The organism is Colwellia sp. SU-HH00943, assembly GCF_057546125.1.
The window spans coordinates 490,340-514,246 of record NZ_BAAJLW010000002.1 but is presented as its reverse complement, the minus strand read 5'-3'; the positions used below and the strand labels follow the sequence as shown (position 1 = coordinate 514,246).

The 23,907-nt window shown below is 37.4% G+C and carries 23 protein-coding genes; 15 read left to right on the top strand and 8 right to left on the bottom strand.

The window, feature by feature from the left end; all coding sequences use genetic code 11:
- From rsxD to AC27GZ_RS07465, 6 genes are all read left to right on the top strand, one after another.
- Complete coding sequence (gene rsxD / locus AC27GZ_RS07490; RefSeq protein ID WP_487094281.1) at positions 1-1,107, top strand: electron transport complex subunit RsxD; 1,107 nt, start codon at positions 1-3, stop codon at positions 1,105-1,107.
- Entirely contained in the window at positions 1,107-1,850 is a 744-nt protein-coding gene (rsxG, locus tag AC27GZ_RS07485; protein ID WP_487094280.1) for an electron transport complex subunit RsxG, read from the top strand. Before rsxD ends, rsxG begins: the two co-directional genes overlap by 1 nt.
- The gene (locus AC27GZ_RS07480; RefSeq protein WP_487094279.1) at positions 1,840-2,679 is read left to right on the top strand and encodes an electron transport complex subunit E; all 840 of its coding nucleotides are present in this window, start codon (positions 1,840-1,842) and stop codon (positions 2,677-2,679) included. The genes rsxG and AC27GZ_RS07480 overlap by 11 nt, the downstream gene beginning before the upstream one ends.
- Positions 2,680-2,750: 71 nt before the next feature.
- The gene (gene nth / locus AC27GZ_RS07475) at positions 2,751-3,410 is read left to right on the top strand and encodes an endonuclease III (RefSeq protein WP_487094278.1); all 660 of its coding nucleotides are present in this window, start codon (positions 2,751-2,753) and stop codon (positions 3,408-3,410) included.
- 44 nt (positions 3,411-3,454) lie between these two features.
- On the top strand, positions 3,455-3,985 hold the full coding sequence (locus AC27GZ_RS07470) for a DUF411 domain-containing protein (protein WP_487094277.1): 531 nt from the start codon (positions 3,455-3,457) through the stop codon (positions 3,983-3,985).
- Positions 3,986-4,007: 22 nt separating this feature from the next.
- On the top strand, positions 4,008-4,427 hold the full coding sequence (locus tag AC27GZ_RS07465; RefSeq protein ID WP_487094276.1) for a VOC family protein: 420 nt from the start codon (positions 4,008-4,010) through the stop codon (positions 4,425-4,427).
- A gap of 49 nt (positions 4,428-4,476) precedes the next feature.
- Here the strand turns inward: AC27GZ_RS07465 and AC27GZ_RS07460 are convergent, their stop codons facing one another.
- Positions 4,477-5,598: a pyridoxal-phosphate-dependent aminotransferase family protein gene (locus tag AC27GZ_RS07460; RefSeq protein WP_487094275.1), complete on the bottom strand. Its 1,122-nt coding sequence runs from the start codon at positions 5,596-5,598 to the stop codon at positions 4,477-4,479.
- Positions 5,599-5,766: 168 nt separating this feature from the next.
- On the opposite strand from AC27GZ_RS07460, the gene AC27GZ_RS07455 reads away from it, so the two are divergent.
- The 3 genes from AC27GZ_RS07455 to AC27GZ_RS07445 all read left to right on the top strand — a co-directional run bounded on the left by AC27GZ_RS07455 (position 5,767) and on the right by AC27GZ_RS07445 (position 8,307).
- Positions 5,767-6,309, top strand: coding sequence for a YaeQ family protein (locus AC27GZ_RS07455; protein ID WP_487094274.1), 543 nt, complete (start codon positions 5,767-5,769; stop codon positions 6,307-6,309).
- Between the two features lie 12 nt (positions 6,310-6,321).
- Complete coding sequence (locus tag AC27GZ_RS07450) at positions 6,322-7,686, top strand: M28 family peptidase (protein ID WP_487094273.1); 1,365 nt, start codon at positions 6,322-6,324, stop codon at positions 7,684-7,686.
- 147 nt (positions 7,687-7,833) lie between these two features.
- Positions 7,834-8,307, top strand: a complete 474-nt coding sequence (locus AC27GZ_RS07445) for a c-type cytochrome (RefSeq protein ID WP_487094272.1) — start codon at positions 7,834-7,836, stop codon at positions 8,305-8,307.
- Between the two features lie 146 nt (positions 8,308-8,453).
- Here AC27GZ_RS07445 and AC27GZ_RS07440 read toward each other — a convergent pair whose 3' ends face one another.
- The gene (locus AC27GZ_RS07440; RefSeq protein ID WP_487094271.1) at positions 8,454-9,140 is read right to left on the bottom strand and encodes a cytochrome b/b6 domain-containing protein; all 687 of its coding nucleotides are present in this window, start codon (positions 9,138-9,140) and stop codon (positions 8,454-8,456) included.
- A 54-nt stretch (positions 9,141-9,194) separates the two neighbouring features.
- Positions 9,195-9,662 (bottom strand): GNAT family N-acetyltransferase, encoded by a 468-nt coding sequence (locus AC27GZ_RS07435; protein ID WP_487094270.1) that lies wholly within the window; start codon positions 9,660-9,662, stop codon positions 9,195-9,197.
- Between the two features lie 476 nt (positions 9,663-10,138).
- On the opposite strand from AC27GZ_RS07435, the gene xylB reads away from it, so the two are divergent.
- The 3 genes from xylB to tal all read left to right on the top strand — a co-directional run bounded on the left by xylB (position 10,139) and on the right by tal (position 13,981).
- Positions 10,139-11,596, top strand: coding sequence for a xylulokinase (gene xylB, locus AC27GZ_RS07430; protein WP_487094269.1), 1,458 nt, complete (start codon positions 10,139-10,141; stop codon positions 11,594-11,596).
- Positions 11,597-11,643: 47 nt separating this feature from the next.
- Complete coding sequence (gene xylA, locus AC27GZ_RS07425) at positions 11,644-12,963, top strand: xylose isomerase (RefSeq protein WP_487094268.1); 1,320 nt, start codon at positions 11,644-11,646, stop codon at positions 12,961-12,963.
- 70 nt (positions 12,964-13,033) lie between these two features.
- Positions 13,034-13,981, top strand: coding sequence for a transaldolase (tal, locus tag AC27GZ_RS07420; protein ID WP_487094267.1), 948 nt, complete (start codon positions 13,034-13,036; stop codon positions 13,979-13,981).
- Positions 13,982-14,179: 198 nt separating this feature from the next.
- Here the strand turns inward: tal and AC27GZ_RS07415 are convergent, their stop codons facing one another.
- Positions 14,180-15,217, bottom strand: a complete 1,038-nt coding sequence (locus AC27GZ_RS07415) for a LacI family DNA-binding transcriptional regulator (protein ID WP_487094266.1) — start codon at positions 15,215-15,217, stop codon at positions 14,180-14,182.
- 232 nt (positions 15,218-15,449) lie between these two features.
- On the opposite strand from AC27GZ_RS07415, the gene AC27GZ_RS07410 reads away from it, so the two are divergent.
- Positions 15,450-17,315, top strand: coding sequence for a TonB-dependent receptor plug domain-containing protein (locus tag AC27GZ_RS07410; protein ID WP_487094265.1), 1,866 nt, complete (start codon positions 15,450-15,452; stop codon positions 17,313-17,315).
- Between the two features lie 128 nt (positions 17,316-17,443).
- Here the strand turns inward: AC27GZ_RS07410 and AC27GZ_RS07405 are convergent, their stop codons facing one another.
- Together AC27GZ_RS07405 and AC27GZ_RS07400 are read right to left on the bottom strand one after the other, a co-directional pair.
- Positions 17,444-18,823: an ATP-binding cassette domain-containing protein gene (locus AC27GZ_RS07405; RefSeq protein WP_487094264.1), complete on the bottom strand. Its 1,380-nt coding sequence runs from the start codon at positions 18,821-18,823 to the stop codon at positions 17,444-17,446.
- A 63-nt stretch (positions 18,824-18,886) separates the two neighbouring features.
- Positions 18,887-19,819, bottom strand: a complete 933-nt coding sequence (locus AC27GZ_RS07400; protein ID WP_487094263.1) for a LysR family transcriptional regulator — start codon at positions 19,817-19,819, stop codon at positions 18,887-18,889.
- Between the two features lie 95 nt (positions 19,820-19,914).
- Here AC27GZ_RS07400 and lldD point away from each other — a divergent pair, with 95 nt between their 5' ends.
- Both lldD and AC27GZ_RS07390 read left to right on the top strand, forming a co-directional pair.
- Positions 19,915-21,051, top strand: coding sequence for an FMN-dependent L-lactate dehydrogenase LldD (lldD, locus tag AC27GZ_RS07395; RefSeq protein ID WP_487094262.1), 1,137 nt, complete (start codon positions 19,915-19,917; stop codon positions 21,049-21,051).
- Between the two features lie 587 nt (positions 21,052-21,638).
- Positions 21,639-22,544 (top strand): GntR family transcriptional regulator, encoded by a 906-nt coding sequence (locus AC27GZ_RS07390; RefSeq protein WP_487094261.1) that lies wholly within the window; start codon positions 21,639-21,641, stop codon positions 22,542-22,544.
- Between the two features lie 125 nt (positions 22,545-22,669).
- Here the strand turns inward: AC27GZ_RS07390 and AC27GZ_RS07385 are convergent, their stop codons facing one another.
- Together AC27GZ_RS07385 and AC27GZ_RS07380 are read right to left on the bottom strand one after the other, a co-directional pair.
- Positions 22,670-23,518 (bottom strand): fumarylacetoacetate hydrolase family protein, encoded by an 849-nt coding sequence (locus AC27GZ_RS07385; RefSeq protein WP_487094260.1) that lies wholly within the window; start codon positions 23,516-23,518, stop codon positions 22,670-22,672.
- 38 nt (positions 23,519-23,556) lie between these two features.
- Positions 23,557-23,895, bottom strand: coding sequence for an L-rhamnose mutarotase (locus AC27GZ_RS07380; RefSeq protein WP_487094259.1), 339 nt, complete (start codon positions 23,893-23,895; stop codon positions 23,557-23,559).
- Between the last annotated feature and the right edge of the window lie 12 nt (positions 23,896-23,907).

Sequence of the window (23,907 nt, the reverse complement as noted above, 5' to 3'; positions counted from 1 at the left end):
ATGGCATTTTGGATAGCAAGTTCACCACATAACCATAACCAAGCAGAAACCTCTGCTTTGATGCGCTTGGTTATTTATGCCCTGATACCTGGAATTTACGCGCAATGGTACTTCTTTGGTTGGGGTAACCTCATTCATATTACATTGGCTATTTTTACGGCTTTAATCAGTGAGTTTTTTGTTTTATCACTGCGCAGTAAACACACCAATAAAACCGAAAAATACCAAGGTTTAAGTAAACAAATTTTTGATGGTAGCGCCATATTAACCGCTGTACTTATTGGTATAAGTTTACCTGCTACTGCCCCTTGGTGGATTACCGTCATTGGTTGTATTTTTGCTATCGTTGTTGTGAAACAGTTATACGGTGGTTTAGGGCAAAACCCCTTTAATCCAGCAATGGCTGCCTATGTTATGCTGCTGATTTCATTTCCAGTACAAATGACTTCATGGCAACCTCCACAAACGCTAATGCCTGTAGAATTAAGTTTCATTAATACCTTCAACACTATATTTACAGGCTTTACTAGCGAAGGTTATTCCGTTGAGCAACTAAGAACAAATATTGACGGATTTACCATGGCAACGCCTTTAGATACATTAAAAACCGATGCCAGTTTAGGTCTAACTGTCTATGAATCTATGGAAAAACAAGTCTTTGGAACGCACTTCTCTCTTGGTTGGGAATGGCTAAACGCTGCGTTTTTATTAGGCGGATTATTCTTAATTACCAAAAAAGCTATAGCATGGCAAACCCCTGTCAGCTTTTTATTTAGCTTATTTATTTGTACCTTGATAGCGTATAGCATTAGCCCTGATAACAGTGCCTCTACGATGTTTCACTGGTTAAGTGGCGGCTGTATGCTTGGCGCATTCTTTATCCTAACCGACCCAGTTACCGGCGCAACAAGTGCCAAAGGTAGAATAGTTATTGGCGCATTAGCCGGTTTATTGGTTTTTGTGATCAGAGACTTTGGAGGTTATCCCGATGGAATAGCCTTTGCTGTGTTACTTTGTAATATGGCAGCTCCTTTAGTCGATCAATACACTCGCCCTCGCACCTACGGTCATCAAGCTCAAATACGTAAGCAAGGAGAAGGTAAATAATGACTGATAAAAACCTTCAAAAGCCGATTGCCAATAACGCTGAAAAGCAAAACTCGTCAGCCTTTCGCTTGCCTATACAAAAAAATAGTCAAATATTAGCGCTCTTTGCTATCGCATGCACTGCCATAGTTGGTTTAGTCAATGAGCTCACCAAAGATAAAATTCAAGAGCAAGCACAACTGCACTTACTGGCAAAGCTCGATAGTATTATAGCGCCAGATCGTTTTGATAATAAAATCACTAAAGACTGCATCAACTTTAGTTTTCCAAATACAGTTAATGGTGCAAATCCACCTCTAGAAACTGCGTATATCGCCCGTAAGTCAGGTACTCCTGTTGCGATAGCTATGACCAATACAGCACCCGATGGCTATAATGGTGATATTGATCTTATTATTGCTGTGAATATGGATAATACCGTAAGTGGCGTTCGCGTAGTAAACCATAAAGAAACACCTGGGTTGGGCGATAAAATAGAAATTCAAAAAAGCGATTGGATAACCAAGTTTTCTGGTAAAGAAGTGTTATCAGATACGGATAGCCGCTGGGCAGTAACTAAAGATAATGGCATGTTCGATCAATTTACGGGAGCAACTATCACCCCGAGAGCTATTGTAAAAACCGTCAAGCAAACCGTATTGTATTTTAAAGAACATAAGCAAACTTTATTAACATTACCCAATGCTTGTGAAATAGACAGCGAACAAAATACAGTAAATAGTGAGGTAGCTAATGAGCAATAAGGATGAGCAAATCACTACAACAGAAACAGACGTTGCTGAAATTGAAAATACCGATATAGAAACAGCTGAGACAGACACCGCCGAAATTGAAGCTGAAAAGTTAGCGCAAGCTCAAAAAAAAGCCGAACTAAAAAAAGAATATAAAGAATTGGCCATACAAGGCTTATGGAAAAATAACCCCGGAATTGTACAACTTTTAGGTCTATGTCCTTTGCTGGCAGTAACTGCCACAATAACGAATGCGTTAGGCTTAGCTTTAGCAACTCTTTTAGTGTTAGTTTGCTCGAATATAACAGTGTCAGCAATCAGACAATGGGTGCCAAAAGAAGTCCGTATTCCAATATTTGTCTTAATTATCGCCGCTTTTGTGACTTGTGTGCAGCTCATTATGAATGCATATACTTTTGGTATATATCAATCCCTTGGTATATTTTTACCACTCATTGTGACGAACTGCGCAATTATTGCTAGAGCTGAGGCTTATGCGTCTAAAAACCCAATAAAACAAGCAGGGTTTGATGGCTTAATGATGGGGCTTGGCTTTGCATTAGTGCTTATTTTATTAGGCGCCGTACGAGAAATATTAGGACAAGGAACCTTATTCGATGGCGCTCATTTATTACTTGGCAGCTGGGCAAGTGTGCTTCGTATTGAAGTCTATCAATTAGATAGTCAATTTTTATTAGCGATTTTACCCCCCGGCGCTTTTATCGCCATGGGATTTATTATCGCCCTTAAAAATGCCATAGACATTCAAATTCAACAACGACAACCCAAAGAGAATGAACAGCAAACTATTGAGCGGGTACGAGTAAATTTTGATTCTTAACCGTTAATATTTAATAATCAAATCACTTGTAGTAAGGCCCTCTATCAATACCAAAACAGTGAACTAGAGTAATGAATAAAAATACCCGAATAGAAATGCTAACTCGGTTACGCGACGACAATCCATCACCAACAACTGAGTTAAATTTCACAACCCCATTTGAACTACTTATAGCGGTATTATTATCAGCTCAAGCAACTGATGTCGGTGTTAATAAAGCTACAGCAAAACTATACCCTGTTGCGAATACTCCACAAGCTATCCTCGACTTAGGCTTAGAAGGTTTGATCTCCTATGTGAAAACCATAGGTTTATTCAATACTAAAGCCAAAAACACACTCAAAACTTGTCAGATGTTAGTTGATTTACATGGCGGCGAAGTACCAGCCGATAGAGCTGCATTAGAAGCATTACCCGGTGTAGGAAGAAAAACAGCAAACGTGGTGCTTAATACCGCTTTTGGCTTATTAAAAGACAATGAAGGTAAATACTTTTTAGCCGTAGACACGCATATTCAGCGTCTTGCTAACCGAACTGGCTACGCAAAAGGTAAAACTGTTGAGCAAACCGAGCAAGCCATCATCAAAAACACACCTAGAAAAAGTGAGTTTATGTACGACTTACACCACTGGTTTATTCTTCATGGCAGATACACTTGTACCGCACGTAAACCAAAATGCGGCTCTTGTATCATTGAGGATTTGTGTGATTTTAAAGAGAAAACAGAATAAAACTATTTTAACAAGCATATCGTTAATTACCCTTTGGAGGGCATATGATTTCACATAATACTACTTTTAAAAAGCTACTGAGCATTGTCCTACTTCCTGCAATTACTGTGTTATTTCATAAAGGTTTGGTCGCTAACCCCGTTCAAACAACACAAATAGATTCAAGCTCAACCGCACCTATATTAGAAGTTCATAAAAGCCCAACTTGCGGCTGTTGTAAAAAATGGATAGCGCACATCAATGATCATGGCTTTCAATCGAAAGTGCATACTAGCGAGAATTTTGCGGTGATAAAAAAAGACAAAGGCATTCAACCTAAATACCGCTCTTGTCATACAGCAGTTTCTAAAGAAGGTTTTATTTTTGAAGGACATGTACCAGCTAAATTCATCCATAAATTTTTAAAAGAACAACATAGTGACAATGTTTTAGGTTTATCTGTGCCTGCCATGCCTGTGGGTACACCCGGTATGGAAGTTGGTGATAGGTTTCAGCCATATAAGGTTTTATTATTAAAGCATGATGGAGATTATGAAATATATGCCACCATTAGCACTTACCAAGAACAGTTTTAATCAACCCCTTTAAGGAATAACCATGAAGTTTTTACACACTATGGTGCGTGTTCATGACGTTGAAGCATCACTTGATTTTTATATCAATCAATTAGGCCTAATTGAAACAAGGCGTCACGATGTCCCAGCGGGTAAATTTACACTCATATTTTTAGCCACTGGCGAAGGTGAACCTGAAATTGAGTTAACTCATAACTGGGGCTCAGAAGATATTTACGATGGTGGTCGCAATTTTGGCCATTTAGCCTTTGAAGTGGATGATATCTATGAAATTTGTCAACACATGCAAGACAATGGTGTTGTAATTAATAGACCACCACGTTGTGGCAGAATGGCGTTTGTTAAATCACCTGATAATATTTCAATCGAGTTATTGCAAAAAGGTGAGCCTTTACCGCCAAAAGAGCCATGGCTAAGTATGGAAAATAGCGGTACTTGGTAGGCTTGCTAAGTCAAAATTGTTAGCACAATAGTTTAGCGGTTAACCTGAATTATTGTGCTAAAGCGTCCTTTAGAGCCGCTAAACAAAGGGCAACATTTTCATTGCGAGCCGCATAGCCCATTAAACCAATCCGCCAAGCTGAGCCTGCAAACTGCCCTAATCCGGCACCAATTTCTAAATTATATTCTTGCAATAAAAATTGACGCACTTGCGCATCATTAATACCTTGTGGAATATGAACGGCATTAAGCTGAGGTAAACGCTCTTCTTTTGGCACAATAAAGTCTATATTTAATTCTGATAAACCTGCAGCCAGTTTATTATGCTGCTCACGATGTCGAGCCCAACTCTGCTCTAAACCTTCATTTTTCAACATCAATAACGACTCATGTAGCGCATATAAAGAATTCACAGGTGCGGTATGGTGATAGGTTCGCTTACCTTGCCCTGACCAATACTCCATAACAAGTGATTGATCTAAAAACCAACTTTGTACTGCAGTTTCTCTTTGTTTGATCACTTGTGCCGCTTGCTCACTAAAACTCACTGGTGATAAGCCTGGAACACAAGATAAACACTTTTGACTACCAGAATAAATAGCATCTATGCCCCATTCATCAACCTTTAATTCAACACCACCCAATGAGGTAACTGCATCAACAATGGTCAAGCAGTTAAAACGACGAGCAATTTCACATAAGGTTTCGGCGTCAGACAACGCCCCTGTCGATGTTTCAGCATGCACAAAAGCAACAAACTTAGCTTGAGGTGTTTGTTTTAACGTATCTTCTAGCGCTTGAGGATCGACAGCTCTCCCCCACTCACCATCAACAATAACTGCCTTAGCACCAATACGTTGAACATTTTCAATCATTCGTGCGCCAAATACACCATTACGGCACACTATCACAGTATCTTCTGGTGTGATCAAGTTTACAAAACACGCTTCCATCCCAGCTGAACCAGGTGCAGAAATAGCTAAAGTATAGGTATTTTGAGTTTGAAAAGCGTATTGAAGCAACACTTTAACTTCATCCATCATACCAATAAACGTAGGATCAAGATGGCCTACTGTTGGCCTAGCTAAGGCTGATAACACTCTAGGGCTAACATCAGAAGGACCCGGTCCCATTAACGTTCGTTGTGGTGGTATAAAAGATTGAATTGTCATAATAGACTCTCAAGTAGAAGCGTATACATTATAAGCAGCATATCACCTGTTGTTATATTAACTTAATTAATAGTTTTTATCCTAGCTATTCATATTGAAAATACAGTACTTAAACTAGCAGTTACTGTTATTATGCAGGAATAACCTTACCCATAATGGCACAGATGTATGGCCCTGAAAGCAACCATTTATAAAGCAAATATCGAGTTAGCAGACATGGATCGTAATTATTACGACTCTTTGCAACTCACCTTAGCGCAACACCCTTCAGAAACGCCGCAAAGGTTAATGCTTCGTATAATATCCTTTGTATTAAATGCCCATCAAGATTTACAATTTGGCAAAGGCATTAGTGACGAAGATGAAGCTGCCCTATGGCAAATTAATTACAGTGATGAAATTGCCCTTTGGATTGAGCTAGGACAAATCGATGAAAAGCGCATAAAAAAAGCCTGCAACAAAGCTCAAAAAGTGAAATTATATTGTTATGGTGCAAGTGTAGAGACTTGGTGGCAACAAAATAAATCAAGCTTAGCTAAATATGACAAATTAATTGTTGAGCAGTTTGATACCGAAACAACCGACTCATTAGTTAAACTTCTTAATAAAACCATGACATTTCAATGCAGTATTCAAGATGGTCAGTTATGGTTAAACTGTGATGAAGAAACAATATTAATCGAAACTAAAAAGTTATCCCCTGTCAATTAGGAACAATGAAGTATGTTTAAAAGCAAAATACTAATAACTCTTATTTCCACAACCCTTTTGTCCACCACTATTCTAGCGCATTCTATTTCTTCAGCCATAACCCTCGAGCAAGTAACTAAAGATGTTAGCTATTTAGCCAGTGATAAGCTTCAAGGGCGAGATAATTTTTCCAATGGCATACATTTAGCTGCTGACTATATTGCAAATCGATTTAACGAAATAGGCCTAATACCACTTACAGGAAATAAAGACTTTTTCCAAACCTATAAGGTTAAAAGAATTATCCCTGAAAACCTTAGCCTACGAATTAATGGTAAAAACATCGCAACAGAGAATTTAACCTTTGCCAGCACCATAGATAAATTCACTTGGGATTTTGATAAACACAAAAGCAATACAGCGTCATTTACGGTTACTCAAATAAGTAAAAATGATGATATGCGCAGCCTATTAAGAAAACTGAATGCTCAAGGAGGCCAGCATTTAGTATTGCTTGATCCTAGTCACCAGCCTTTATTTTCTCGCTATCAAAACTACTTTTCTAAAGGAGTTACTAAGCTTTTAGATGAAAATACCCAGCAAGGCGGTGCAATTGTTATTGCCTTAACAAATATCAATAAAAATCAGCTCAACAGCGTAACAGTTAAAGCTTCAAGCACCACTAACACCAATAAGCTCACTAATATTGTTGCTATGTTGCCAGGAAGAAATAAAGCTGATGAAGTTATCCTATACAGCGCACATTATGATCATCTAGGGATAAATAAACAAAAAGGCAAGCCTGATAGCATATACAATGGCGCTGATGATAATGCTTCAGGAACAACAGCAATCATCAATTTAGCGCAGCACTTTAGTCTTAAAAATAACAATAAAAGAAGTTTAGTGTTTGCTGCCTTTAGCGCTGAAGAAATTGGCGGTTTTGGCTCTAAATATTTTTCAAAACAAGTAGATGCCAACACAATAACAGCCATGATTAACATAGAAATGATAGGTAAGCCGGCAAAATTTGGCGAGGGTACTGTATGGATGACAGGCATGGAGCGTTCAAATTTGGGTGAACAATTAAACTCCTCATTAACTAATACAGGGATGAGAATATATAAAGATCCTTACCCTGAGCAAAATCTATTCTACCGCTCAGACAATGCCACATTAGCTCGACTTGGCGTACCTGCACACAGCTTCAGTAGCAGCCAATTAGATAAAGATCAGCATTACCATCAAGTCAGTGATGATATCAATTCATTAAACTTATCGTCATTGCATCAAGTGATCAATACACTGGCAATAGCAACACAACCTTTAGTTGAAGGTGCAATCACCCCTTCACGGATTGACACAAATTTAGTCAACAAAAAAGGGCTTATTTATTAATTTTCTTAAATTTTCTTGAGTATTAAGACGAATTACAGGTTATCCAAGATAATTTAACTTTAGCGGTTAACGAACGAAGTTTATAATGCTAAGGTTTTCCCTGTATTTGATCCCTGAAAACAAAAACATAACGAAGAGAGCAGAAAAATGAAATTACACTTAACAAAAATAATCACTGCATGTGCACTTATTTTAACTACCAACTTAGCAGCAGCTGACGTAGCTAAATCAGAAAAACATGCAAAAAAAGCCAATAAAATACGTCACTCAGTTTTCACTTTATTAGGTGCTAACATGGGCACTTTAGGCGGAATGGCTAAAGGAAAAATTCCTCTAGATGCAAAAGTTGTTGAAAGAAATGCAACACGCATTAACCAGTTGTCTTACATGATTGATGACTACACAAAAACAGATACGCGTGGCTTTAAGGTGAAAACTGAAGCATTACCCGAAGTTTGGACTAAGCGCGCAGCTTATGAGAAAAGAATTGATGATTTAACATCTGCCTCAGCAAAATTAATCGCAGCCTCTAAATCCGGTGATGAATCTGCAATTAAAGCCGCCATTGGTGGTGTAGGTAAAACATGTGGCGGTTGTCACGATAATTTCAAAAAAGATTAATGCTAAATATAGGTCTGAATAGACTTTTCTCTATTCAGACCTTTTCTAGTACTTTGCTAGTCTTATCTATACTAACCTTTCCTTTACTTAATCTTTCTTTTATTTAACCTTACTAGAGCTTACTTAGCCTCATAAAACTTAAACGGCTAGTAATAAAACTCTTCCTCAACGGGTATATTCAGTACCAGTAACCAATAAAGAAATACGACAACAACGGCAATAATCACTACTGCAAGGAACAATTTAGACGACTTAATTCCCCCTTCACTCTGATTACTGTTTTTAAAACCCGTAAACATGGGTTTAATTAAATTGACTTCCTTAGCAACTAAATAATAAAAAACAGCGCCAATATGCAGTGCAGATACCACTAAAATAATATCGAAAACATTTCGGTGTATCGTCGTCATTGTTTTTTGAATGGCACTACTGACACTTGCATAATAGGGGCCTGTAGTAAAAACATCATCATTCATAAATAAACCACTAATTGCTTGCAACAGCAACAGAGTTAACATAAAAACCACCATCAAAGCACCTAATGGGTTGTGCCCAAGGGTATGGTAACTTTTCTCTTTTTTAAAGTTTTGAAGGTAATCAACAATTGCTGATTTTGACGGCAAAAACTGTGAAAACTTAGCGTACCGAGTACCCAATACTCCCCAGATTACTCGAAAAATAATAAGACCTAAAATAAAATAGCCAATTTGTAAGTGGGTGTTAATTAGGCCTCTTTCACCCTCTGACGTATACCAAGCAGCGATTAGTGAAACGACTAACAACCAGTGAAACAGTCTCACTGGAAGATCCCAAATTAATAATTTATTTTTCATGACAAAACTCAACGAAAAGGATAACGATAAAATAATACTTTATAGAAGAAACTATTATGCGGCAATGACTTCAAGTGGACATCGCATTTGAAATTCAATTTTATTTTTACTTTCTATTTGAAATCCATGACGTAAATAAAGGCCTCTAGCAGGATTTTTCAGCAGAACATTGAGGGTAATAGGTAATTGCAGCTGCAATGCCTTTTTCTTGATAACAGATAACACCTTACTACCAATTCCCTGACCTTGATAGTCAGGTAAAATTTGTAATTGCCTAATATGAAGGCTTTTCGTAGTGCCATTTAGAGCAACTATGCCAAACTTAATAACACCAATAGGCTTTCTGTCACGTAAAATAATCTGTGACTCGTAGTAGTGTTCTTTGATTCGTTCAAGATGCTGTTGATCGGTTAATTTTATTTTCGCTTTTGCTAAATGCGAAGTCATCGTTAACTTGCGCAATTTTAATAAAAAAGCCAAATCATCATCTTTTACATTTCTAAAGCCAATAGTAAATTTCACAACTCGTTTACATCATAAATAAAAACAAAAACATCATAGCAACTTTTAACTCAAATTGAATCTATCAGATACAAGAAATAGATTTATAAAAATTATCCTAAAGAAAAATATAATAATTGTACACTTCATCAATTCGCTAACTCTATCGCCAGCAACTGACTTTGATAGCGATACCAAAAACATCATAAAATTCTGTTTGCATAAGTTGGTATTAGGAAAAAGACTAACTAATAAAAAAAAACTCTCATTAATACTCATAAAGCAAAAGTAGTAAAATACCCCTAGGTAATAAAACACTCACAACCCAATAAATTAAAGAACACGCCTAATAATAAACTTATTCACAAAACTCTTAACAATAAACAATATTCACTCTTATAAAAAATTTACATCTCGTTTATTGCTCAAAATATTTGCCAAAGTAAAAACCCAATGATAATGTTAGCGCTAACAAAGACAAAATAAAAAGCATCATTATGTATTTAGGAATTGATTTAGGCACCTCAGGTGTCAAAGTAATAATACTCAATGAAGAAGATGAATTAATCGCACAAGCATCGTCATCACTTGAAGTCAGTCGCCCTGCTCCACTTTGGTCAGAGCAAGATCCCAATGATTGGTGGCAAGCAACAAATGCCGCCATCAGTGAATTAAAAGAAAAACACTCTGATGCTATGGCCGAGGTAGCTGCAATAGGCTTATCTGGTCAAATGCATGGAGCAACTTTACTTGATGAAGCACAGCAAGTTATTCGCCCAGCTATTTTATGGAATGACGGTAGAAGTGAAGCGCAATGTAAAGCAATTGAAGCAGCTGAACCTGATACACGTAATATAACCGGTAATATCGCCATGCCTGGTTTTACCGCGCCTAAACTAGTGTGGCTAAAAGATAATGAACCAGAAAACTTTAATAAAATAGCAAAAGTATTACTACCGAAAGATTACCTGCGCTTTTTAATGACTGGTGATTTTGCCTCTGACATGTCAGACAGTGCCGGCACTTTATGGCTTGATGTTGAAAAAAGGCAATGGTCACAAAAAATGCTCCAAGCCACTGGTTTGACAGAGCAACACATGCCTCGATTATATGAAGGTACAGAAATCACCGGTTACTTAAACGAAGATATTGCCAAACAATGGGGTATGAGCAAAGTGCCTGTTATTGCTGGTGGCGGCGATAATGCAGCAGGCGCAGCGGGTATTGGTGTTATCAACCCCAATGAAGGCTTTTTGTCACTAGGTACTTCAGGGGTGTATTTTGTTGCTAATGAATCGTACAACCCAAACCCAGATAGCGCTGTACATACGTTTTGTCATTGCATTCCAAATACTTGGCATCAAATGGCGGTTATTTTAAGCGCGGCAAGTTGCCTAACTTGGGTAACAAAGCTAACAGGTTTTGAAGATGAAAAAAGTTTATTAGATGAGGTAGAGAAACTCGATTTTTCTTCGCCTTCACCTGTCAACTTTTTACCCTATTTATCGGGCGAGCGTACTCCACATAACAACCCAAATGCTCAAGGTGTCTTTTTTGGCCTTGGCCTTAATACCAGTGCAGCTGAACTTGGACGTGCGGTATTAGAAGGCATTGCTTTTGCCTTTGCCGATGGTCAGCAAGCACTTATTGCCGCCGGCACAAAAATAGATCAACTTTCAGTCATTGGCGGTGGCTCTCGTAGCAAACTATGGGGACGCATTCTCGCTAGCGTACTGAATAAGCCGCTTACTTACCGTAAAGGTGGCGAAGTAGGTCCTTCGTACGGGGCTGCTCGCTTAGCCAAAATAGCAATACAAGGCATAAGTGCCAGTGATGTCTGTGTTGCTAGTGAAGTAGACCATATTATCGAGCCAGATGAACAAATGACTGACTATTATTTAATTCAGCATAAAAAGTATCAACAGCTTTATCAAAATTTAAAAACACATTTTTAATTTAAACCATTTACAAGTTACTAACCCCTGTTATTTAGGAGTATCACATGAGTGAACAATTTTTCGAAAACGTTAATAAAATTCAATTTGAAGGTGAGAAAAGCACTAACCCACTAGCTTTTCGTTACTACGATGAAAACCAAGTTGTATTAGGTAAAACAATGAAAGAGCACCTTCGCTTTGCCGCGTGTTACTGGCATAACTTTTGTTGGGCTGGATCTGATATTTTTGGTGCTGGTACCTTTGAACGTCCTTGGATACAACCTACAGGCGATCAACTTGTCTTAGCTGAGCAAAAAGCGAAAGTTGCTTTTGAATTCTTCGAAAAACTAGGTGTTCCTTATTTCTGTTTCCATGATGCCGATATCGCCCCTGAAGGAAATTCATTAAAAGAATTCCATTCAAATGTTAACCACATTGCTGACATTTTCGAAAAAGAAATGAGCCGTACTGGTGTTCAATTACTTTGGGGTACAGCTAACTTATTCTCAAATGCACGTTTTTGTGCGGGTGGCTCTACTAACCCAGATCCACAGTTATTTGCTTACGCTGCAGCACAAGTAAAACATGCAATGGACGTTACTCACCGTTTAGGTGGCGAGAACTACGTACTTTGGGGTGGTCGTGAAGGTTATGATTCATTATTAAATACTGACCTTAAACAAGAAGGTGAGCAATATGCACGCTTCTTGAAAATGGTTATTGAACATAAACATAAAATTGGTTTTAAAGGTACTTTATTAATTGAACCTAAGCCACAAGAGCCTACTAAACATCAATACGATTACGATACGGCAACTGTTGCTGGTTTCTTACACAAGCACGGTATTCAAGATGAAGTAAAAGTTAATATTGAAGCAAACCATGCAACATTAGCTGGACATAGCTTCCATCATGAAATTGCAACGGCTTGTGCTGAAGGCATTATGGGCAGTGTAGATGCTAACCGTGGTGATATGCAAAACGGCTGGGATACAGACCAATTCCCCAATGATGTCGCTGAATGTTCATTAGTGATGTATGAAATCCTTAAAGCGGGTGGATTAACCACAGGTGGATTCAACTTTGATACTAAATTACGTCGTCAATCTTGCGATCGTGAAGACTTATTTATTGGTCATATCGGTGGTATGGATACTGTGGCTAAATCGTTACTCAATGCGGCTAAATTAATTAAAGATGCGCCATTATCTGATTTCGTTGCTAACCGTTATGCAGGTTGGAAACTAGAATTAGGTCAAAGCATCCTCTCTGGTGATCATAGTTTAGAAAGCTTATCTAAATTGGTATTAGAAAATGATATCAACCCAAGCCAAGTATCTGGCCGTCAAGAATTGCTAGAAAACATTGTTAACCGTTACGTCTAAGCCACTTAGTTAATTAAACAAAGAGGTATACCAAGGATTTCAACTGATGCAATCCTTGGTATAAATAACCATGAACTTATTAGAACAACTTAAACAAGTTACTCAAGTCGTTGCCGATAGTGGCGATGTTGACTCAATAAAAGCATTAAACCCTGTTGATGCGACAACCAACCCTTCGCTGATATTACAAGCGGCAAAATTACCCCAATACAAACATCTTATTGATGATGCTATCGCAAAAAGTAAAACCGAAGGTAAAGCGGATATTGACGATGTATGTGATCAACTTATTGTAAATTTTGGCTGTGAAATTTTAAAACATGTTCCAGGACGTATTTCATCAGAAGTTGACGCACGTTTATCTTTTGATACGCAAGCAAGTATCGAAAAAGGCCGCAAGCTAATAGCACTTTATGAAAAAGCAGGTATAGACAAATCACGTGTACTCATTAAGCTTGCCTCAACATGGCAAGGCATTAAAGCTGCTGAACAATTAGAAAAAGAAGGTATAGCGTGCAACTTAACGCTGCTATTTAGTATGGCGCAAGCTGTTGCTTGTGCCGAGGCTAATGTAACGCTTATTTCTCCTTTTGTTGGCCGCATCTTAGACTGGTACAAAGCAAAAGAAGGAAAAGACTTTATTGGTGCTGATGATCCTGGTGTTCAGTCAGTCACTCGTATCTATCAATATTATAAAAGCTACGACTACAACACAGTGGTGATGGGTGCTAGCTTTAGAAACACCAGTGAAATTATTGAACTCGCAGGCTGTGATTTATTAACTATTTCGCCAGCATTACTTAATGAATTACAAAATTCTGAAGGTGATTTAATAACTAAACTTGACGCTAAATCCGTAACAGTTAAATCAAGAGAGAATTTAGTTCCTCTTAATGAAAACTCTTTTGCATGGCAACATAATGAAGATGCTATGGCTGTTGAAAAGCTGTCTGAAGGCATTCGTAATTTCGCCAAAGACCAAAACACATTAGAAGCAATGGTTTCAGCACTGCTTTAAATACTGTTTCAATGACTATCACTTTCAAGTAAAGATGGCGTAATCCAATAGCTATTTCTCTCTGAAATAGCTTGGTTTACGTCAACAAACCACTTAACTCAATTTCAAATTAAGGAATATATCATGACGTCGTCAAGACAGCAGCTAGCTAATGCAATTCGCTTATTTAAATAAGGTGAAGTTAAACAAGCGAGTAAATTAAACAGAGTAAACTGTAGTAGAGCCCCTTTCGATGATTTCAAAATCAAGCACATTTCTGAACTCTCGGTTATTCGATTTTGATAAATCAGAAAATTTACCTGAGGCGATAATATCTATCGCTAGCTCAGCCATTTCTTGAATTGGTTGCCTTACCGTAGTTAAATTTGGTGAAACAGAAACCGCTACATGCCCGTCATCAAAGCCAGTTACCGATAATTCTTCTGGTACCATAATTCTGTATAGGTGCGCTGCGGAAATAACGGCAGCAGCCATTTCATCGTTAGCAGCAACAATAGCAGTAGGTCTATTCTCTAGAGATAATATTTTCTTAGCCGCGTCATAACCTGAAGCGTAAGTAAATAATCCTTGTTCAATATATTCAGGTGGCACATTTATTTGATGTGAACGCAAAGCATCTAAATAGCCTTGATAGCGTAAGCGGCTCACACCTTGATTAGTATTACCAATAATATGCCCTATTTTAGTATGGCCTTGCTGAATAAGTCGCTCGGTGATCTCAAAACTGGCTTGATAATCATCCATGCAAATGTACGGAGATAAACTCAGTTGTGTATCAGGCGCAATGCGTACAAAAGTAACATTAGCCTCTTGGAGAGTCGCCAATAGTTTTGGCTCATTACAAATAGGCGGTAATAAAATCACACCATCTACACGTGTTACATCGATAAGATCTTTTACAGAGGCAATTGATTTTTCAATATCATCATCAATTTCATCAACCACTAAATGATGCCCTGTTGAGCGACAACTTTTTAAGCCACGTAGTAAAAATTTACTGACATAAGAAGTGTCTGTATCAACATATAACAAACCGATAAAAAAAGACTTATTACTGGCTAACCTTCGTGCTGCAACATTAGGGCGATAATTTAATTCTTTTACCGCTCGCATTACAATTTGGCGTTTTTCATCACTGACCTTAGCGTCTTGGTTAAGTACGCGAGATACTGTCATACTCGATACGCCAGCCTTCTTAGCGACATCCTGTATCCTTGCTCTTTTTGCTGTTGCCATATTACCTTATCTTTAACCTGTAATTGCTTATATATTAATTGGTATAATAATTATCACTCTACCAAATAATGTTAGCGATATCATTATATTTTCTATACCATGGCTGCTTGATAACAAAGACAAAGATAAAGACAAGTTAAATCTAGTATTCATTAAGCATTGACTGCAGACACATAACATAATGAATAGCTTTGTCTTTAAATGATAAAAAATAATAAATAAAGGTGTATCAATGCATACCATGAAGTGTACCGCAATATTTACCGCTATTGCGCTTGGCATACCCCCAACGGCAAATGCAGCCAATGAAAACTCAATAACATTAGAAAGAATTAGTGTGTACGGACAATTTAATCCTATTGATAAAAACAAAATGACTAGCTCAGTTTTTATTATGAACAAGTCAGATATTACACCGATTGTTGGTACTACAGCGCTCGAGGTTTTAGCACAAGTTCCCGGTATCAGTATTAAAAAATCAGGTAACGTTCAAGACATTTTTTTACGTGGTGCTGAGTCAAATTTTGTCATTATTCAAATTGATGGTGTACAAGTGAACAACCCGCTAGACAGTCGTGGTGGCGGCTTTGATTTAGCCTCTATAGCTAAAGACAACATTTCCCGTGTTGAAGTTATCAAAGGGGCACAATCCTCTATTTATGGCTCTGATGCTATTGCGGGTGTCATTAACTTTATTACGGTAGATAACCAATTAAATGGTATCAAAATGTCTGCTGCCTACTTAGATAAAGGGCAAAAGTCAGCCACCATAAAAGCAGGCTATGAGTCTTTTGGTATTGCATTAAGTGGTTTAAACACCGATGAACAAACCAATGGTGATAGCCAGCAATTAGCTGAAATTTCACTCAATGCTAATCACCAATTTACTGAGCATAGTTCAACACAAATCAATTGGCGTTATTCTGATTACCAACAGCAGGCTTTTCCTGATCAAAGCGGCGGAAATGTTCATGCGCAAGATCCAACCAAAGAACAAAAAGAGGGGCAAGTTTCAAGTGGTAGTATTCGACATCAGCACACTATCACAGATGCCTATCATATGGCGTTGCAGTTAGCGCACTACCAAGCAAAAGATACCGTCAACTCACCCGGCATAGCTCCTTATTTTCTCGCTCCTCCAGCGTTGACTGATAATGATTATGCCATGACAACATTGCGTTGGTTAAATGCTTTTTCTGCTGGTATTTTTTCAGCTACCGCAGGCTTTGATTATAAATATGAAAATGGCGACACTTCTGGGTATTTAGTGATGTTCGGTCAAGAAATACCAACCAACTACCAATTCTCTCGAAATAATGTCGCTGGCTTTATCGATGCAAATATTGATTTTTCTAACACCCAAATATTTTTAGGTGCGCGTAGTGATAAGCCTGAAAATAGAGACAATGAAACTACGTGGAAGTTAGGGTTAAATTACGCATTTAATGATAATTTAAGGCTTTTTACTAATATTGGCGAAGCATTCAAATTACCGAGTTTATATGCTTTAGGCAACAATATGATAGGTAATCCAGACTTACTGCCTGAAACAGCAAATAGTGTTGATTTAGGAGTAGAATGGCAAGATGAGTCAAACAACATCAGTTTGTCTTTTTTTGATTACCAGTATAAAAACCTTATTGATTTTGATGGTGAAACTTTCTCTTTAGTGAATCGCTCTTCCATTAAAACTCAAGGTATTGAATTAGTTTTATCTACGACATTGACCACGGATTTACAATTTAAAGCCAACGTCACCTATGCTGATATAACGTCAGGTGAAGGAGAGCTTTTAACCGGAAGGCCTGAATGGCAAGGTGGTATCAGTTTAAATTGGCAAATTCTGAATAATGTCTCAAGCTATATTGCTGCCAATTATGTTGGAGAATCAACCGCTACAAGCATGTATACCGGTGATTTTAGTATTGAAGAGCTTGCTGCCTATAATAAAATTGATATCAGTGCGAATTGGCGTTTAACCCAAACATTCGATATCGACTTTTATCTCACCAATGCGCTAGATAAAACCTATTATTATGCGGTCGGTTTTACCGGACCAGAAAGAGGCTTAGGAATAAAAGTGAACTTTAACATTTAACACTCAATGTTTAATATTTAAGTAGCTTTCGATAAGCTGTTTGAATTTAATAAAACAGTAATACCAAGTAAAAGAAGTATTTGACTTGGTATTAATTTCGACTGTTTACTTTTTATTCGCACCGCTATTTACAAGCGTATATGCTGCTCAAATAAAGGTAAGTGCTCATCCTTTCTATGGCTAACCAGTAATAAAGTACTGTGTTTTTGCTGTACGAGTATTTCTAAAAAGTTAAGCACTCTATGACGGTTAATTTCATCAAGCCCTTGTGTTGGCTCGTCTAAAATCAATAGGTACGGAGATTTCACTAGCGCTCTGGCTATTAAGGCTAAACGTTGCTCGCCGAAACTAAGTTCATTAAATGAGGTATGTTGATATTTTAATAAACCAACAAGGCTTAACCATTGACGTGCAATGTCAACTTGATAGTTCTCGGGTTGTTGATATAAACCTATTGAGTCAAAAAAACCTGACACAACCACAGTTAACAGTTCACCATTAACGCGATATTGGCGGTGCAACTCAGCGCTTACAATGCCCATTTGTTGCTTTAACTGCCAAATACTTTCACCTGAGCCTCGTTTAAATCCTAACACTTCAATATCATTACTATAACATTGAGTACAATCACCGGTTATAAGCTGCATTAAGGTTGATTTACCACTGCCATTTTCACCCGTAATTAGAGTGTGTTGCAGAGGTTTTATTGCTACATTCAAGTTTTCAAAAACGTTTTGACCACTATAGTGTACAGTGCTGTTATTTAATTTCACTAAATAGGGCTGCTGATAGTCATGAAGTTTATTAATTGTTTTGGGCCACTGAAAATCTTCAAACTTGGCTGTCAGTAATGCGTCAAGCTGACGTTTAGTTTCGTCATTATCAAAATCGCCAATAACCTCTAACTGGCCCCGTTCAATAAATGCAACTTTTTGACACCAACTGGGAATATCTTGACGGTTACTTAAGATCAATAATACCTTAATGTTTTGTTGCGGTAATAATGACAACACTGCCGACAGTGCATGACAAGACTTCTCATCTAAACTGTCAAAAGGATTATCACAAACCAATAACTCAACTCCCGTGAGAATGGCCTGTAAAATAAGTAACTTACGGCCCTCACCAGTACTTAATTGTCTGTAGCCACTGTCTAATTTATCCGCCAAACCAAAGGTTTTAATTAAAGGATCTGTTAATTTATCTTCAGGCAGAAATGCTTTTGCTTGAGTACCTATATCTTGAGCATCTAAATAATCACTCGCATCTAACTTTAACTCTTGCTCATAAATAGCTTGCTGGGTTTCAAAAGATACCATGGCTACTTTATTAGGGTTGGGCAATAACAACTTGTCAGCCGAGCATGAGGATAAATCCCCGGTGAACAATTGATCCAAATACTGCTTACCTGAGCCATTTCTGCCCAGCACACACCAAGTTTCATTATCAGCAATACACCAGTGCTTAATCGTCAATTTAGCGTGTATTAAATTATTAATTTCTATCATGTTTGCTATTTTAGTTATAGGTGAAATCAGGGGTAAATCATCAAAAAATATTAGAGTTTTTTACTAAAAATAATGACCTAACTTTTCATACCCTTGTTTAATATGCTCAATTAATAGTTTCACCTTATGAGGTAAATGTTTGGTATAAGGATATACCGCATATACGCCTAAAGAGCGAGCCTGATAATCAGGCAATAGCTCAATCAAATTTCCTTTTTGAATATCTTCATAAACACTACATTTGGGAATATACGCAATACCATACCCTCCAAGCGCGGCTTTACGCAATGCTTGTGAGTTATTCGTGGCAAAACTACCAGATATTTTAACACTTTGCGCTGTGCTACCTTGGCCAAAGCGCCACTCATAGCCACCTTGCCTTTGATAAGTGTAAGCTAAACAGTTATGTTGCGTTAACTCTTCTGGGGTTTGAGGTTGACCGTGTAAAGCTAAGTATGTTGGCGAGCAGCATATTACCCAATGAGATACGATTAATTGCTGTGCAATTAAGCTAGAGTCCTCTAAAACACCAGTTCTGATCGCAAGATCAATACCTTCACTAACAAGATCAACAAACTCATTTTCTAAATGCACTTCTACTGAGATCTCAGGATGTTGCTGAGTAAATTCAGCAATACTTTCAGCCAGAAATAACTCGCCAGAAATAGTCGGAACAGTCATGCGAATATGACCGGTCATATTCTCAACAAACCCTGAAACTGACTCAACCGCTTCGGAAGTGATTTGATTAACCATTTTGGCATGTTGCAATAACTTATTACCCGCCTCGGTCAATGTTAGGCTTCGCGTGGTTCTATACAATAATTGCACGCCAAGCTCTTTTTCTAAACGCGCTATGTGCTTACTCACCACGGAATTAGTCATATTATTCGCTTCAGCTACTTTACTGAAACTCCCTAAACTTACGACTTGTGAGAATAAAATTAAATCATTTGCCAGCATGATTAACCAATTTTTAGAAACAATGTTTTTCATTATCTCTATTTATCATAAAAACATAAAGGATAAAATAACGTTACTTAGCAAAAACAATATAAAAATCTCTTTTTCAAAACAAAAGGATAAAAAGCATGATCATCTCATCACCATCAGATTACCGAAATTCAGCAAAATCAAAGTTGCCACCTTTTCTATTTCACTATATTGATGGTGGCTCGTATGGTGAACATACACTGAGAAAAAACACCGAAGATTTAGCCGAGCTAGCCCTAAAACAACGCGTTTTAAATAATATGTCAGAGCTTAACCTAGACACTGAAATCTTTGGTGAAAAAATGGCAATGCCTATCGCGCTTGCACCAGTTGGCCTTACTGGCATGTATGCACGTCGTGGCGAAGTACAAGCGGCTAAAGCTGCCGATAACAAAAACTTACCTTTTATCATGTCAACTGTATCTGTTTGTCCTATTGAAGAGGTGGTTCCAGCAATTGAGCGACCAATGTGGTTCCAACTGTATGTACTTAAAGATCGCGGTTTTATGAAAAATGTTCTCGAGCGTGCAAAGGCGGCTGGAGTTACTACCTTAGTCTTTACTGTTGATATGCCAGTGCCGGGCGCTAGATACCGAGATATGCACTCAGGCATGAGTGGTTCAAATGCAGCAATACGTAGAGTTTTTCAAGCAATGCGCCATCCTGATTGGGCATTTAATGTCGGTATTTTTGGAAAGCCTCATGATTTAGGGAATATTTCAACGTATCGAGGTGAACCAACAAAATTAGAAGATTACATCGGTTGGTTGGGCGAAAACTTCGATCCATCTATTTGTTGGAAAGATCTTGAATGGGTAAGAGAGTTCTGGGATGGACCCATGGTTATCAAAGGTATCCTTGATGAGCAAGACGCTAAAGATGCAGTAAGTTTCGGTGCTGATGGTATTGTGGTATCTAATCACGGCGGTCGTCAGCTTGACGGCGTTTTATCTTCGGTAAAAGCTTTACCGAGAATTGCAGATGTTGTTAAAGGTGATTTAAAAATATTTGTTGATTCAGGCATACGCTCAGGTTTGGATGTGGTCAGAATGCTTGCCTTAGGTGCTGATTGTACTTTATTAGGTCGCTCTTATATTTATGCGCTCGCTTCACAAGGCCAAAAAGGAGTTGAAAGCCTGCTTGATTTATATGAAAAAGAAATGCGCGTCGCTATGACCCTAACAGGTGCTAAGTGTATTGACGATTTATCACCGGAATCGTTAGTTAAATTATAGAGATTAATTGCCCTAACTTTTGTGCTTATCACAACGCTTTAAGTTATGAAATTTTAACTAATTTCAAAATGGTTTTAGGGCTTGGGAAGCTACTTAAACAACGTAGCTAACCCAGCCCTACTCTTAAGAGTCATATAAATAAGTTTGTTTGAGCCATCATAATACAACCAATAAACTTATTGCGTTCATTGGTAATAAGTGATTTAAAGCCAATAGGCTGCCTTCAAGATGAGATAGTGTATTCTTAAATACAATACAACCGACACACATTTAATACCATACAGATAAACAGGGAAAGCACATTTAAATCTACTTACGAATAACTACTCACTAAAACCTAGCCGCTAACTGTTAGTGAGAGAAGCTATATACTCTGTAAATTTTATTCGGTTAATTAACTTCCCTAACAATATCAACTTAGTACTATTTTACAAATTACTTTCGTCATTAAGCACAATTATATAGAGAGAAAATTACCTTAAACAAAGATTAAGCTGTACATACTCAGGTGAACATCTGTAAAATTGAGTATAAAAAGCTCTTATTGATATTTATATGCCAAACTATTTATTATCAAGGAATCTGATGTGAGTAATAAAACCTACCTTTTTAAACAATCCATTAATCGAATGCTGCAATTAATTCTTGACCTACCAAAAGGTGAGAATGTCATGGCTAACGATATTGAACTTACTAAGCTTTTGAATATTAGTAGAACGACTGTACGCTCTTGTGTAGAACATATCATTGAGCAGGGTATTGTAAAAAGAGATGGGGCGCATAAAGTTGTATTACGGCAACCTGAACCAGTTGATTTCTTTGATATAAAAGATAAAAATTCAACTAAAGATCTTCAAATAGAAAAATATTTTCTTAACCTAATTAATACTGGGAAACTTTTACCGGGTGATAGATTTTCCGAGCTCAGTTTAGCCAAAAATTCAGGTTGTACCACAATTACGGTTAGAGAGTTTTTAATTAAATTTTCAAATAATGGCCTAATAGAAAAAATACCTCGTGGCCGTTGGAAAATGGTGAAATTTGATGAAGAGTTTGCCCGTGAGTTAGTCGCATTTCGTGAAATGGTTGAAATGCGAGCCATTACTGAATTACTTAAATTTCCTAAAGATCATGAAGTATGGCAAGAATTACAAGAGCTTTTAATTAAACACCAGGAAGTTAGTTCAGATATGGAAAACAGGTATTTAGAGTTTCCAGATCTCGATAGAGCTTTACACTTTATTATTTTAAAAAGTGCCAAGAATCGATTCACCCAACAATTTTTTGATATTGTATCTTTTGTTTGTCACTACCATTACCAATGGGATAAAAAAGGTGAACTTGAGCGTTTCACAGTTGCAATTAATGAGCACATCGACTTATTAACCAACCTTATTACGCATAATAATGCCGGTGCAATTCTGAGTTTAGAAAAGCATTTACAGACCGCTGAAACAACATTATTACGTTGTGCTCATAGTTTAGAGGAGTAGAACACTTAATCTACTTACAAGGATAGGTAGCTATTTAACTTTCCTCCATAACAGCCAAAAAAGTAAGCCAGTAGTGCAGTATCAAATACATTACTGGCTTTATAGATTTTTAGTGTTAAAAATGCTTATTTTTTATCTCGACCAACAGTTTGTTGCTGTACGCCTAAGCCAGAAATACCTAAACGCATAACATCACCTTCTTTAAGGTATTTAGGTGGATTAAAACCTAACCCAACGCCTGGAGGAGTACCTGTGCTGATGATATCACCAGGTTGTAAGCTCATAAATTGACTAATATATGAAACTAAGAAAGGTACTTTATAAACCATGGTACGGGTATTTCCATCTTGTACACGTTCACCATTTAATTCTAACCAAATATCTAGCTGGTTAGAGTCAGTTACTTCATCAACCGTTACTAAATAAGGACCAATTGGACCAAAGGTGTCACAACCTTTACCTTTACACCATTGACCTTCTTTTTCAATTTGAAATTCACGCTCTGATAAATCATTAACCACACAATAACCTGCAACATAATCTAGAGCATCTTCTTCAGAAACGTATTTGGCTTCTTTACCAATAACAACACCCAATTCTACTTCCCAGTCAGATTTTTCTGATTGAGGTGGCATAAGTACATCATCATTTGGTCCCACAATCGATGAAGTAGCTTTCATGAACAAAACTGGCTCAGAAGGCACATCCATACCCGACTCTGCCGCATGATCTGCGTAATTCAAGCCAACACAAATAAACTTACCAACTTTTGAAACCACAGGGCCAACACGTACATCATTAGTCACAGCGGGTAAAGTACTTAAATCTAATGAAGCAATTTTTTGTACTAAATTTTCAGCAAAGAAGTTTCCATCAATATCATCAAAATGAGCAGATAAATCTCTGATTACACCTTCACTGTCTAAAATGGCAGGTTTCTCTAAACCCAATTCGCCAACACGCATTAATTTCATTTTAATATCCTATTTACAACATAAAGCTTTAACTAAGGTTAAAGCGTAAAAATTTTGTCCATCAACATCCATTTTTCGTCACCTTTAGCCCAAGGTAATTTTTGTTGGAATGTCCACATTAAGTTTTCCCACTCAACAACTTTATGATTACTTAAATCAGATGCTTGCTTTGCTTCAAAGGAAAACCCTTCCCCCACTTCCATGATCATAAATAATCGGTTTCCTACCAAAAAGATCTCTAAGTTTTCAATACCAACGTCTTTAATACTATCAATTACTTCAGGCCATACATTGTCACTTTGGTGATATTTTATGTAGGCTTCAATTTGCATTGGGTCATCTTTTAAATCCAATGCGAAACAATGTCTAATTGTCACAATACAACTCTC